This window comes from Polynucleobacter sp., assembly GCF_044342855.1.
Taxonomy (GTDB): domain Bacteria; phylum Pseudomonadota; class Gammaproteobacteria; order Burkholderiales; family Burkholderiaceae; genus Polynucleobacter.
In genome coordinates this window covers 26,390-39,686 of record NZ_JBIIPA010000003.1, presented here as the reverse complement: position 1 = coordinate 39,686, position 13,297 = coordinate 26,390, and the positions used below count along the sequence as shown (strand labels likewise).

General features: G+C 46.7%; 13 protein-coding genes, 1 other RNA gene and 1 pseudogene. 11 read left to right on the top strand and 4 right to left on the bottom strand.

Going from position 1 to position 13,297, the window contains the following annotated elements; all coding sequences use genetic code 11:
* From ACIQZ3_RS01870 to rnpB, 3 genes are all read left to right on the top strand, one after another.
* Positions 1–1,323 (top strand): glycerate kinase, encoded by a 1,323-nt coding sequence (locus ACIQZ3_RS01870; RefSeq protein ID WP_397389883.1) that lies wholly within the window; start codon positions 1–3, stop codon positions 1,321–1,323.
* Between the two features lie 2 nt (positions 1,324–1,325).
* Positions 1,326–2,384: a dihydroorotase gene (gene pyrC, locus ACIQZ3_RS01865; protein ID WP_397389882.1), complete on the top strand. Its 1,059-nt coding sequence runs from the start codon at positions 1,326–1,328 to the stop codon at positions 2,382–2,384.
* Positions 2,385–2,451: 67 nt separating this feature from the next.
* Positions 2,452–2,758, top strand: an RNA gene (gene rnpB, locus ACIQZ3_RS01860) — RNase P RNA component class A.
* An 11-nt stretch (positions 2,759–2,769) separates the two neighbouring features.
* Here rnpB and ACIQZ3_RS01855 read toward each other — a convergent pair.
* The gene (locus ACIQZ3_RS01855; protein ID WP_397389881.1) at positions 2,770–3,195 is read right to left on the bottom strand and encodes an OsmC family protein; all 426 of its coding nucleotides are present in this window, start codon (positions 3,193–3,195) and stop codon (positions 2,770–2,772) included.
* Between the two features lie 418 nt (positions 3,196–3,613).
* On the opposite strand from ACIQZ3_RS01855, the gene rplM reads away from it, so the two are divergent.
* The 4 genes from rplM to erpA all read left to right on the top strand — a co-directional run bounded on the left by rplM (position 3,614) and on the right by erpA (position 6,095).
* Positions 3,614–4,042, top strand: a complete 429-nt coding sequence (gene rplM, locus ACIQZ3_RS01850) for a 50S ribosomal protein L13 (RefSeq protein ID WP_216174225.1) — start codon at positions 3,614–3,616, stop codon at positions 4,040–4,042.
* A 9-nt stretch (positions 4,043–4,051) separates the two neighbouring features.
* Positions 4,052–4,453, top strand: a complete 402-nt coding sequence (gene rpsI, locus ACIQZ3_RS01845) for a 30S ribosomal protein S9 (protein ID WP_173961023.1) — start codon at positions 4,052–4,054, stop codon at positions 4,451–4,453.
* 113 nt (positions 4,454–4,566) lie between these two features.
* On the top strand, positions 4,567–5,625 hold the full coding sequence (gene argC, locus ACIQZ3_RS01840; protein ID WP_397389880.1) for an N-acetyl-gamma-glutamyl-phosphate reductase: 1,059 nt from the start codon (positions 4,567–4,569) through the stop codon (positions 5,623–5,625).
* Positions 5,626–5,708: 83 nt separating this feature from the next.
* Positions 5,709–6,095, top strand: a complete 387-nt coding sequence (erpA, locus tag ACIQZ3_RS01835) for an iron-sulfur cluster insertion protein ErpA (protein WP_397389879.1) — start codon at positions 5,709–5,711, stop codon at positions 6,093–6,095.
* Between the two features lie 18 nt (positions 6,096–6,113).
* On the opposite strand, the gene ACIQZ3_RS01830 is transcribed toward erpA, so the two are convergent.
* Positions 6,114–7,244: an anhydro-N-acetylmuramic acid kinase gene (locus tag ACIQZ3_RS01830; protein WP_397389878.1), complete on the bottom strand. Its 1,131-nt coding sequence runs from the start codon at positions 7,242–7,244 to the stop codon at positions 6,114–6,116.
* A gap of 89 nt (positions 7,245–7,333) precedes the next feature.
* Between ACIQZ3_RS01830 and tyrS the strand changes: the two genes are divergently transcribed.
* Positions 7,334–8,566 (top strand): tyrosine--tRNA ligase, encoded by a 1,233-nt coding sequence (gene tyrS / locus ACIQZ3_RS01825; protein ID WP_397389877.1) that lies wholly within the window; start codon positions 7,334–7,336, stop codon positions 8,564–8,566.
* Between the two features lie 91 nt (positions 8,567–8,657).
* Here tyrS and ACIQZ3_RS01820 read toward each other — a convergent pair.
* Positions 8,658–9,879, bottom strand: a pseudogene (locus ACIQZ3_RS01820) (IS3 family transposase).
* Between the two features lie 121 nt (positions 9,880–10,000).
* Between ACIQZ3_RS01820 and argJ the strand changes: the two are divergent.
* Genes argJ through ACIQZ3_RS01805 form a run of 3 tightly spaced genes read left to right on the top strand, consistent with a single transcriptional unit; the run spans position 10,001 to position 12,538 of the window.
* Positions 10,001–11,236: a bifunctional glutamate N-acetyltransferase/amino-acid acetyltransferase ArgJ gene (gene argJ / locus ACIQZ3_RS01815; RefSeq protein ID WP_397389876.1), complete on the top strand. Its 1,236-nt coding sequence runs from the start codon at positions 10,001–10,003 to the stop codon at positions 11,234–11,236.
* 11 nt (positions 11,237–11,247) lie between these two features.
* Positions 11,248–12,108, top strand: a complete 861-nt coding sequence (locus ACIQZ3_RS01810; RefSeq protein WP_397389875.1) for an ATP-binding protein — start codon at positions 11,248–11,250, stop codon at positions 12,106–12,108.
* 13 nt (positions 12,109–12,121) lie between these two features.
* Complete coding sequence (locus ACIQZ3_RS01805) at positions 12,122–12,538, top strand: NUDIX domain-containing protein (RefSeq protein WP_397389874.1); 417 nt, start codon at positions 12,122–12,124, stop codon at positions 12,536–12,538.
* Here ACIQZ3_RS01805 and zapD read toward each other — a convergent pair.
* Positions 12,535–13,287 carry a cell division protein ZapD gene (gene zapD, locus ACIQZ3_RS01800; RefSeq protein WP_397389873.1) on the bottom strand — a complete coding sequence of 251 codons (753 nt, stop codon included), beginning with the start codon at positions 13,285–13,287 and terminating at the stop codon, positions 12,535–12,537. The genes ACIQZ3_RS01805 and zapD overlap by 4 nt on opposite strands.
* Positions 13,288–13,297: the final 10 nt, after the last annotated feature.

Here is a 13,297-nt window from a genome sequence, read left to right as displayed (position 1 = left end):
ATGCGCCAGCAAGAAACTATTCTCAAAAATGCCTTTGCAGCAGCCTTAGCAGTTGCTGACCCCAAGAAAATCGTCCCCGAATATCTTGGGCAGATCTTCGCTCCAGGTTCGGAGCCCAAGGGAAGATGTTTGGTAGTTGGTGCAGGTAAGGCAAGTGCATCTATGGCAACGGCCCTAGAGTCTCATGCGAAGAATCATTGGCCCAATGCAATTCTTGAGGGCGTAGTGTTAACCAGATACGGGCACCACTCTCCAACTAGCCATATCCAAATTATTGAAGCAGGTCACCCTGTACCCGATCAGGCTGGCATGGATGGCGCTAAAGAAATCTACCGCCTAGTAAGCGAGTTGAATCAAGGCGATATTCTGATTGCCTTAATCTCTGGCGGCGGGTCTAGTTTGCTCACCTTGCCTCAAGCCGGTATCAGCATTGAAGATATGCGCAAAACAACGGAAGCGTTATTACGTTCTGGTGCACCTATTGAAGAAATGAACGTCGTTCGTAAACACTTGTCAGCGATTCAAGGTGGCAATTTAGCAAGACTGGCGATTGCGCGAGGCGCTCGAGTCGAGGCTTTGCTGATTTCTGATGTTACGGGAGATGCGCCTGCAGATATTGCAAGCGGACCGTGTGCTCCAGATTATTCGACCTATCAAGATGCTCTCAATATTTTGACTAAACATCACTTGGATTCAGACTCGATTCCGGAATCTGTTTTATCTCACTTGCAGCGCGGTGTTGCTGGTGAAGTGCCGGAGACCTTAAAAGAGGCTGACCTAAAAAATACTTCAGTAAGTAACCATGTGATTGCCACTGCTTATAAGAGTCTTGAGGCTGCTGCTGAGTATGTCCGAATACAAGGTTATGAGCCAGTGATTTTGGGTGACACTATTACTGGTGAGGCGCAGGATGTGGGCATAGAGCAAGCTAGCTTGGCACGTCAGCATTTGCTTGCCAAGACTAATGCGCCAATCGCCCTTATCTCGGGTGGCGAGTGCACGGTGACTATTCCCAATGGAATAAAAGGTCGCGGTGGTCGCTGTAGCGAATATTTACTCTCACTTTTTGCAGCCTCCCCGGATATGCCTAATATTTCTGCTCTAGCTGCTGATACTGATGGTATCGATGGCAGTGAGAAGAATGCCGGTGCGTGGTTTACCCCTGAGATTTGCCAGGCTGCTAATAAGCAAGACTTGATCCCTTCACAGTATCTGGATCAGCACGATTGCTATGGTTTTTTTGCGCAATTAGATGCTTTGGTGGAAACTGGCCCTACACTAACAAATGTGAATGATTTCCGCATCATCTTGCTAGATAAATAATTATGACCAATACCTCAACCCAAATTCAATTGACTCAGCCTGATGATTGGCATTTACATATTCGTGATGGCGAAGTCATGAAAGATGTTTTGGCGGATACTGCGCGCCAGTTTGCGCGTGCCATCATCATGCCGAACTTAAAGCCACCGGTGACTACGGTTGATTTAGCAAATGCCTATCGTGGTCGAATTGAAGCAAGTCTTCAATCATTGGGTGTGACGAACTTTACTCCATTAATGACCTTGTATCTCACTGATAACACTTCGGCGGATGAAGTGCGCAAGGCAAAAGCTGCTGGCATTGTTGGATTTAAGTTATACCCCGCTGGAGCCACAACCAATAGTGATGCGGGCGTTAGTGATATCAAGCGTTGCTATGCTGCACTTGAAGCGATGCAGGCTGTTGGTATGCCTTTGTTGGTGCACGGTGAGGTGACTAGCGCTGAGATTGATATCTTTGATCGCGAGGCAGTATTTATTGATCAAGTGCTCGAGCCTTTGCGCAAAGATTTTCCGGAGCTCAAGATCGTGTTTGAACACATCACCACCAAGCAGGCTGCACACTATGTCCGTGATGCGCAAACTGATGGAAAAAATAGCTTAGCTGCCACCATCACGCCACAACATTTATTAATGAATCGCAATGCAATTTTTGCTGGCGGCATTCGTCCACACAATTATTGCTTGCCAGTACTCAAGCGTGAAGAGCACCGCATTGCCTTGCTTGAAGCCGCAACGAGTGGCAGCCCCAGATTTTTCTTGGGCACTGATAGTGCGCCACACGCCAAGGGCGCTAAAGAAGCCGCTTGTGGTTGTGCTGGTTGTTACAGCGCTTTTAATGCCTTGGGTTTATATGCTGAGGCATTTGAGGGTGTTGGTAAGCTGGATAAGCTTGAGGGCTTCGCTAGTTTCTTTGGCTCTGACTTTTATTCATTACCCCGCAATACCAAGAAAATTACTTTGGTGAAGCAGGCGCAAAATATTCCAGCAGAACTTCCTTTGGGTGACTCCACCATAGTGCCGCTACGTGCTGGCGAGACTATCGCCTGGACTTTGGCTTAAGCCGCCCCATCTCCTCACAATTTATTTTTTAGGTTAAATTTCTGCGACTGCGTTAGACTGCAGGCGCAGAGTCAATTGGGCAATCGCCGCCTCTTTATTGAGGGGGAGGAAAGTCCGGACTCCATAGGGAAGGGTGATGGCTAACGGCCATCCACGGTGACGTGAGGAATAGGGCCACAGAGACGAGCGTATTTAGTTACGGTGAAACGCGGTAACCTCCACCTGGAGCAATCCCAAGTAAGCAGGCGATGAGGCTTCCCGCTGAGTCTGCGGGTAGGGAGCTTGAGCCGTCAGGTAACTGCCGGCCTAGAGGAATGATTGCCCCTAGATGCAAATCTAGGCGACAGAATCCGGCTTATCGATTGACTCTGCACCTTCCAGATGCTTATTCATCGTTCTGGATTTCAATCGAATACGTGATTTCTGCTGTTTTAGCGAGCATGGTTGTAGCTGAGCAGTATTTTTCATGGGATAGCTTCACTGCACGTTCAACCTTGGCTAAATCTAGGTTTTTACCTTTAACCGTGAAATGCAGGTTAATTTTTGTAAATATCTTGGGTTCAGTCTCTGCGCGCTCGGCTGTTAATTGGACATCGCAGGCGCTAATCTCTTGACGAGCGCGTTGTAGGATGAGAACCACATCAAAGGCAGAGCAGCCGCCTGTTCCTGCCAAAATCAGCTCCATAGGCCTTGGGGCGCTATTTTTACCCCCAGATTCAGGCGGACCATCCATAGTGACTTGGTGACCGCTACCGGTTTCTGCTGAAAAGGCCATTCCGCCATTACCCAACCAAGTTACTCGACATTCCATGCTAGTGACCCCTAAATTCAAAAATTAATCAATAATATCAATAGTTTACCAATAATGGCGAACTTCAGTTGCTGGTTCAATTTTGCAAAAAAGCATCAAAAAATTGATTTTGGTCAATTTTCTTGCGTTGCACCATATATCTTGTGTAGAATAACCATATTGGTAGTCAGTCTTATACAAGACTGCGACTTACCTCCCAGTGTCTCCTCCACTTAAACATAGGTGGATTCCAACCCAGGACTCGTTCCTGGGTTTTTTTGGGTTACAATTCAAGGCTTTACTGAATTACCGAACCAGTCAGCGGTAATTGTTGTACCAAGTGAATTACAGAATCTGCGAGCTTGCAAACATAAGCAGGGCCAAGGTGGACGTAATTTGATTGGAGTAATTTTTTTTGACTATAACAATTTGAGAAATCATGAAAACTTTTTCTGCAAAATCCCATGAGGTAGTGCATGAATGGTTCGTGATTGACGCTACGGACAAAGTCCTCGGTCGTGTCGCCAGTGAAGTGGCACACCGTCTACGCGGCAAGCACAAGCCTGAATACACCCCACACGTTGATACCGGCGACTTCATTGTTGTCATCAACTCTTCTAAGCTTCGTGTCACAGGCACAAAAGGCTTGAACAAAATTTATTACCGTCACAGCGGATACCCAGGTGGTATTAGCTCGACTAACTTCGACAAGATGCAAGATCGTTTCCCAGGTCGCGCTTTGGAGAAGGCTGTGAAAGGTATGTTGCCAAAAGGCCCACTAGGTTATGCCATGATTAAGAAATTAAAAGTCTACGGCGACGCCAGTCATCCGCATGCGGCTCAACAGCCAAAAGCGTTAGAGATTTAAGGAAACCAAATGGCTATTAATTACGGAAATTGGAATTACGGCACAGGACGTCGCAAGAGCTCTGTAGCACGTGTATTCATTAAATCTGGCAAAGGTGAGATTATCGTTAACGGTAAACCTATCGATGCTTACTTTGCTCGCGAAACATCACGCATGATCGCTCGTCAGCCTTTGGCTCTCACGGCTCACCTAACAACCTTTGATATCAAAGTAAACGTTAGTGGTGGCGGTGAAACTGGCCAAGCTGGTGCAGTTCGTCACGGTGTAACTCGTGCATTGATGGACTACGACATCACTTTGAAGCCAGCCCTGTCTAAAGCAGGTTTGGTAACTCGCGATGCTCGTGAAGTTGAGCGTAAAAAAGTTGGTCTGCATGGCGCGCGTCGTCGTAAGCAGTTCAGCAAGCGCTAATTTCTTTCAGTCGCTTTAGTTTTATCGAAAGGGTCGCGCAAGCGGCCCTTTTTGTTTCTACAATCTAGGTATTAAAGAAATAAAATTCATCAGTCGGTATTTTGGAGAATGGCATGATTAAAGTTGGCATCGTAGGCGGCACTGGATATACCGGAGTGGAATTACTGCGTTTATTGGCGCAACACCCCGAAGTCAAAATTCAGGCAATTACTTCTCGTACAGAGGCTGGCATGCCTGTAGCTGAGATGTTTCCCTCTTTACGTGGCCGCATTGATCTCAAATTCACGACACCAGATGAAGCCAAATTAAATGAATGCGACGTGGTGTTCTTTGCAACACCCCATGGCGTAGCAATGGCGCAAGCCAAAGAGTTGCTTGCTAATAATGTGAAGATCTTGGATCTCGCTGCTGACTTCCGCCTGAAGGATGTCAAAGAATTTGCTAAGTGGTATGGCATGGAGCATGGCTGCCCAGAAATTTTGGCTGAAGCAGTTTATGGTTTGGCAGAAATCAATCGTGAAGAAATTAAAAAAGCCCGTGTAGTTGGTTTAGCTGGCTGTTACCCAACTTCTGTGCAGCTTGGGCTTGCTCCATTGCTTTCGCTAAAGTCTACAGGTGGCAAGCAACTGATTGATGGCACGCATATTATTTCTGACTCAAAGTCAGGCACATCTGGTGCTGGACGTAAGGCGGAGATTGGAACCTTGTTGTCAGAGTCTAGTGATAACTTCAAGGCTTACGGCGTCAAAGGCCATCGTCATCTTCCTGAAATCGTTCAGGGCTTAAAGGCAATCGCTGGTCATGATCAGATTGGTCTAACATTTGTGCCGCATTTGACGCCAATGATTAGAGGGATTCATTCAACCTTGTATGTCCGCTTGACTGAGGCTGGCATGAAGGTGGATTTCCAAAAGCTGTATGAGGATTTCTATAATGGTGAGCCTTTTGTAGATGTGATGCCTGCTGGTAGTCACCCAGAAACACGCTCTGTACGGGGTAGTAATGGCTTACGGATCGCCATTCATCGTCCCGGTGACGGCGATACTTTAGTCATTTTGGTAGTTGAGGATAACTTGGTGAAGGGTGCCTCAGGCCAGGGCGTTCAGTGTATGAACCTGATGTTTGGCTTGCCTGAGACCACTGGATTAACGCAGATTGCTGTTTCACCATAATCAGGCGTGCTGGAAAGACCCTTCAGCACACTTGGAATTAAAAGCCTAAAATAAGTCATTGCCTTTTGAATTAGGAGTAAATCATGACCCAATTAGCTACGCAAGAAACTGTGCAACCTGCACGAGATTTAGCTGAACCACCAACCCCATTGGTGTTTACGGATAGCGCTGCTGCAAAAGTGGCTGACTTGATTGCTGAAGAAGGCAATCCTGAATTAAAACTGCGCGTGTTTGTTCAAGGCGGTGGTTGCTCAGGATTTCAGTATGGCTTCACATTTGATGATGCTGTTAATGAAGATGACACACTCTTTGAAAAGAATGGCGTAACTTTATTGGTAGATTCAATGAGCTTCCAATATTTAGTTGGCGCTGAGATTGATTACAAAGAAGATATTAATGGTTCACAGTTCGTAATCAAAAATCCAAATGCCCAAACTACTTGTGGTTGCGGATCTTCTTTCTCTGCTTAAAGAGAGAGGTTAATTTAATTACGCAGGATAGCAAGCACCTAGAATTCTAGGACCCTTCGCTCCCGTAACGGCTGGCAAATTTGCTGGCCGTTTTTCTTTGTGGGCCCAGGCAAGCCATGCGAATGCGAGGCCTTCTACGAGTTGTGGATCAATGCCAAGCGCATCACTGGTCACAATCTCCAGTGAGTTTTTAAATAAGTCTTCAGCTCTGGCATTAAATAAATCCAATAAGGCAATATTGCGCGCACCTCCACCACAGACAACTAGCGTCTGGGTTTGCGGGGCATAGCCCTCTAGGGCTTGCAATGATGAGTCCGCAGTTAATTGCAGTAGTGTGGCTTGCACATCTTCTGCATTAATGTTGTCTGAGCCAATTTGCTTATGCAACCACTCCAGATGAAAGTCATCACGCCCCGTGCTTTTGGGCGGAGCTTTTGAAAAAAATGAATCTGTCAGCATTCTTGATAACAGTGCTTGATTGACTTTGCCTTGTGATGCCCAAGTACCGTTCTCATCAAAGGCATGACCTTGCTGATCTGCAATCCAAGCGTCCATCAACATATTGCCAGGGCCGCAATCAAAGCCCTTCACTTCACCATCTTTAGGTAATAGCGTCAGGTTGGCAATCCCACCAAGGTTGAGCACAGCAATATTTTTATCTGTAGCAAATTGTTGCGCATGAAAGGCTGGGACTAGAGGTGCGCCATGACCACCAGCCGCTAAGTCACGACTTCTAAAGTCAGCAATGACATCAATCCCAGTTAATTCAGCCAGAAGCGCTGGGTTGAGGGTTTGGTGTGTATAGGCCAGATGATGGGCAAGATCGGCTTGGTGACGAATAGTCTGACCATGGGCACCAATCGCACTGATATCTGCTGGAGAAAGCTTGGCCTGAGTAAGCAATTGTTTTACTGCATCCGCATAAGCTACGGCTAAGGCGTTACCGGTCTGGTTTTCCCGATGAATCTCGTTTGGCCCAGGACTTTGTAGGTCAACAAGGGCTTTGCGTAACTCCGGACCAAAGGGGGCGCTTACGGAGTCCAAAAGGCATGACTCCCCGGAAGCTTCAATCTTTGCGAGCACGGCATCTATCCCGTCTAGGCTGGTGCCAGACATCAGGCCAATATAGAGGGATTGAGGTTTATTCATGCGGTATCAGGACTTTATTCTCAGGAATGCGACAATTATGCTTTAGCAATCCAAATACTAATTTAACCGAATCAGTTACCCAATTTCGCATGACGGCTAAACCAGAACAAAAATACCCACTAACTCCTGAAGTTTTTGCAGCCCTTGAAGTCACTAAGAGGGGTTGTGACGAGTTATTGGTCGAGACGGATTGGATTCAAAAGCTAGCTAAGAGTCAAGCTACTGGTACGCCTTTGCGTATTAAGTTGGGTTTAGATCCAACGGCGCCTGATATTCATTTGGGCCATACGGTTGTTTTGAACAAGTTACGTCAGTTGCAAGATTTGGGTCACACTGTCATTTTCTTGATTGGTGACTTCACCAGCATGATTGGTGATCCTTCAGGACGCAATGCAACACGTCCCCCACTGACTGCTGAAGAAATCGCTGTCAATGCACAGACCTACTATCGTCAAGCTAGCATGGTGCTTGATCCTGCTAAAACGGAAGTCCGTTACAACAGCGAGTGGTGCGACCCTCTAGGTGCACGCGGCATGATTCAGTTGGCGGCGCGATATACCGTTGCGCAAATGTTAGAGCGCGATGACTTTACCAAGCGCTACCGTAGTGGCGTACCGATCTCTGTGCATGAGTTTTTATATCCATTGATGCAGGGCTACGATTCTGTTGCCTTGAAGAGTGACTTAGAGCTCGGCGGTACTGATCAGAAATTTAATCTCTTAGTTGGGCGCGAACTCCAACGTGAGTATGGCCAAGAGCCACAATGTATTTTGACTATGCCTCTCCTCGTTGGTTTGGATGGCGTAGATAAGATGAGTAAGTCCAAAGGGAATTACATTGGCATCAGCGAGCCCGCTGGCGAAATGTTTGGCAAACTCTTGAGTATCTCTGATGAATTGATGTGGGATTACTTCACATTGCTGTCGTTCCGCCCTATCGCTGAAATTGATTTAATGAAGCAAGAAGTTGCTGCTGGCAGAAATCCTAAAGATTGCAAAGTGCTGCTCGCACAAGAAATCGTTGCACGCTTTCATTCGCAAGCTGCTGCAGAAAAAGGGTTAGAAGACTTTAATCATCGCGCCAGAGGTGGAATCCCAGATGACATCCCTGAAGTAACTCTCTCTGGCGCCCCCATGGGCATTGCTAGTCTTCTGAAGGCTGTAGGCCTTGCCCCATCAACATCGGAAGCCATGCGCAATATTGAGCAGAACGGCGTGAAGATTGATGGCGCAACAGTTGCTGACAAACAAGTAAAGGTCGAGGCTGGTACTTATGTAGTGCAAGTAGGCAAACGTAAATTTGCTAAGGTAACGCTAGCCTAATTTTCGTTTTTGCTTGCTGGTTAGCGCGGGGGGATTATTAACTGTGACTCGTCCTAATATAGGTTGACAGTTAAAAATCTATTTTATGATCCTAAAACGCCTGGTGCACCGCATCAGGCGTTTTGTATTCTAAGCTTAGATGCGGCCTCTTTTGGTTGTAGAGACGGATCGACTCTTTCACCATTTGTTTAGCCTGCTTTAGGTCATACGGCTTATTTAACAAAAATTCTGTTTTCAATATGCCATTCACCCGCTCTGCAAGCGCATTTTGATAACAGTCGTAGCCATCCGTCATTGAGCAGGTGAGGCCATGTTTCCGGTGCAAGTTCTGATAATAATTAGCACAATATTGCAGCCCTCGGTCTGAGTGATGGATTAATGGCAAGTCTGTTTTACGGGCTTTGAGAGCCATCTTCAAAGCTTGTGCCACTTCCTCGGTTTGTAAAGTCGGATGGACGTGGTATCCCACAATCTTCCTAGAGTAGGCATCTGTCACTAAGCTTAAGTACGCCACCTTCTGCTGTGTTGCAAATACGTGATATCAGCCACCCAAACCTCCTCTGGTCTTTTCGGCACCACTTTGGCTACTCCATTGAACAAGTTGGGGTGTTTACGGAACCGATGATGACTGTTGGTGGTCTTGTGATAAGCCCGAGCCCGTGGCACCAAGAGCTGGGCCTGACGAAGCACGGTAAACAAAGCGTCACGACCAAGCTTAATACCCTGATTGGCTAAGGGCTTATGAAGGATCGAATGTAACTTGCGCGTGCCAATCCTTGGCTGATCCATTCGCTCTTTACGCACGAGCACCTTCACGGACTCTGCTTGCTGGGCTAAGCATGACTCTCTAGACTCTCGCTTGTAATACGCTTGACGACTAATTCCGACAAAGCGGCACGCCTGAGTGATGCTTACTCCAATAACCTCTTTTTCCTTGAGGGCGCGCTTAAAGGCTTTTTTGGCAGAGTTACCCCATATTCATTTTTAATGATGTCGAGCATCGCCCCAAAGAGTTGGGCTTTTAAGTTTGCCTCTTTGAACTTCATCTCCAGCTCTTTAATTCGCTGGTCTGGGCTCTGAGGCAGTGGATTTTTGTTCATCGCACCCCCGCGTTTTATATCTGACGGTGTGAGCTTACGCCAATCGAGTTGGCCATGCTTATGGAGCCACTTTAAAACGGTGGATCTACCTTGGATACCATAGCGGTCCTGAGCCTCCCGATAGGTCATCTCCCCATGTTCGACCTGTGCTACCAGAGCCAACTTAAAGGCCATGGTGTAATCTGTTTGTGTTCGCTTAATCCCAATACCCATCTGACACTTCCCTTCTGATTAGAAAAAGTGTCAACTTATTTTAGGACGGGTCATAGATCGAGTAGGCTGAGGGAGTAATCCCTCAGCCTACTCGATAAGCCTCATCTACAATTGCCAGATCATGACAGTTAACTTACCACTCCCCCAAAAAGACCAACTACAGCCTGTTAAAGGTTTTCAGATGGGCATCGCCGAAGCTGGAATTAAAAAAGCTGATCGCAAAGATTTATTGGTGATGACTTTGGTTCCTGGATCACAAGTTGCCGGTGTTTTTACTTTAAATCGCTTCTGCGCTGCGCCGGTTCAGGTTTGCCGCGAGCATTTGGCTTTGGATGGTGCTAAGGGTGAGATTCGTGCTTTGGTAGTTAATACTGGTAATGCCAATGCAGGGACTGGTAAGCGAGGCATGCAAGATGCCTTGGCAACCTGTGCTGAGTTAGCTAAGGAGCTCAAGCTCAATCCAGAACAAATTCTGCCTTTTTCAACTGGCGTGATTCTAGAGCCGCTGCCAATTGATAAATTGATTTCTGCTTTGCCGAAAGCCGTAGCTAACTTAGGCGAGGATCATTGGTTCGATGCTGCAGAAGCCATCATGACTACGGATACGCAGCCTAAAGCGACGTCCATGACGGTAGGGACTCCAGCCGGCCCCGTGACCATTACGGGTATTTGTAAGGGCGCAGGCATGATTCATCCGAATATGGCGACCATGTTGGGATTCATTGCAACCGATGCTGGTTTTGCACCGGGCTTGCTCTCTACATTAACTCAAGAAATTGCTGACCAGTCATTTAACGCTATTACGATTGATGGCGATACCTCGACAAACGATTCATTCATCATTATGGCGACTGGTCAGTCAGCGTTGCAGATTCAATCTACTAGTGATACTAGTTATGGCCTCATTCGGACCGCATTAATTGATCTCGCGCGCAAGCTTGCGCAAATGATTGTGCGGGACGGTGAGGGGGCAACAAAATTTATTACGATTGATGTTCAAGGCGGCAAGACTGAGGAGGAGTGCCGCTTGGTTGCAGAGGCAATCGCCCATTCGCCTTTAGTAAAAACTGCTTTCTTTGCTAGCGACCCCAACTTAGGCCGCATCCTAGCTGCGATTGGCTATGCTGGCATTACCGATCTTGATGTTAATCAAGTGCAAATGTGGCTTGGGGACGTGTGGGTTGCTAAGAATGGTGGCCGCAACCCTGATTACCAAGAGGCTGATGGTCAAAGAGTGATGCAGGCTCCAGAAATTACTGTCAAGATTGATTTGGGCCGGGGATCAGCGCAGCAGACGATGTGGACTTGCGATTTATCGCATGACTACGTTTCCATTAATGCTGATTACCGCTCATAGGAACTCGTTACATGAATGAAAAATTAGAGCAGCTCTTAAGCCATCTTGAAACTTTTTTACCAAAGCAGCTAACTGAGGAGCAGTGGCAATTCTCGACTGCTTTTAGATGGCGTCGTCGCGATAGCATCTTTGGAAGTATTGGTTTTTTACAACCAGTCAAACATGTTGCAGATATTACTTTTGAAGATCTAAAGAATATTGATCGTCAACGCGATGCTATTCGTGACAATACAAAAAACTTCATCCAGAAAAAGCCTGCTAATAATATTTTATTAACTGGCGCACGTGGCACAGGAAAGTCATCACTCATTAAAGCGAGTTTGCATGAGTTTGCTGGTCAGGGCTTGCGTTTAGTTGAGGTCGAAAAAGAGCATTTGGCCGACTTGGCTGACATTACAGATTTATTAGCCGACCGTCCGGAGCGCTTTATTGTTTTTTGTGATGACCTCTCATTTGAGGATGGTGAGTCTGGCTATAAAGCGATGAAGTCTGCATTGGACGGCTCTGTATCTGCTCAAGTCGACAATATCTTGATTTACGCTACTTCCAATCGACGCCATCTCTTGCCTGAATATATGAAAGATAACGAGAGTTATGTCCACGGTGATGATGGAGAAATTCATCCGGGAGAAGTGGTTGAGGAAAAAATTTCCCTCTCAGAGCGTTTCGGTTTATGGCTTTCTTTCTACCCGCCAAAGCAAGATGAGTATCTAGAAATTGTTGCCCATTGGTTGCGTCATTTTGGTTTAAGTGATGCGCAGATTGAGGGTGCCAGAGCTGAAGCATTGGTTTGGGCCTTAGAGCGTGGCTCACGTTCTGGTCGTGTAGCCTGGCAGTTTGCTAAGCACTGGGCTGGTTCGCATACTGCTTAATCATTGACGACTCATGAGTAACTCTAGTCGACCTGTTACGGAAGTTGCCGCCGGAATCCTATTGGATGCTGAGGGGCGTTATCTTCTAGGTCAGCGTCCAGAAGGCAAGCCTTATGCAGGCTACTGGGAAGTACCTGGCGGAAAAATTGAAGCCGGTGAATCGGTTTTCATGGCGCTGAAACGCGAATTGCAAGAGGAGCTTGGAATTGATATTGAGTCTAGTGAAGAGTTGGTTATTTTAGAGCATGACTATCCACATGCTTACGTCCGATTGCATGTGAGCATTATTCGAAAATGGACTGGAATACCTAAGGGGTGTGAGGGTCAAGCGCTATCTTGGCAGCTGCTCAGTAATACGCTTCCAACAGTAGAGCCTTTATTGCCAGCTGCATGGCCCATGCTGGAAAAACTGAAGCTACTAAAGGCTTAGAGTTGGCAGAGGGTGAGTCTAAACGGCACATTCTCATTCATGACTTGAGGTTTTTTATCGCCATCTGCCGTTAAAAAACGAATCGACAGTAAATATTTATTGGCACTAATTTCCGAGAAGAGGGAGTCATCTTCTACAGTAATGCGCATTAATTGATAGACCTTACCAGATGGTGCTTGTTGATAAGAGCCTTGATGCGCAACAACATCTTTTGCTTCACCAGACTGACGCAACAATCTCAAGAAAATTTGGCAAGCCTCATGCCATGGCAAAAGTGGTGCAACGTATTTTTCTAATAATTCTCTGCGTTGAGTCGAGGGAGTGTTTTTCCAAGCATGGTAGCTCGGCAAATCAATCGGACTAGTTCCGCCAGGAATATTCAGTCGCGTACGAATGGCATTGAGCCATTCACTCTCAGTAATCGCAGCGTTTGGCTTGCCCATAGACTGATTAATATTCAGCGCTGCTTTATCAATTTCAGCGAGCGTCTGTATCAGCGCTTCTTGATCTACTTTCTGGGAAGACTTTAGGCCGTTCAAAGCATATTTTTGGCGCTCAAATTCTTTGAGTAATAGAGACTTGATGTCGCCTCGAGAACCAACGTCACCCAAGTCAAACAACATCGCAATCGCATTGTGGTGAAGTTCGGGGTCATCAGACCGAAGGAAGTGATTAAAGCGGGCGAACAAGTACTCCAGTCGAAGCATGCTTCGAACTAATTCATTAAAGGGGTATTCGTAGACAATCACAAGCCTATAT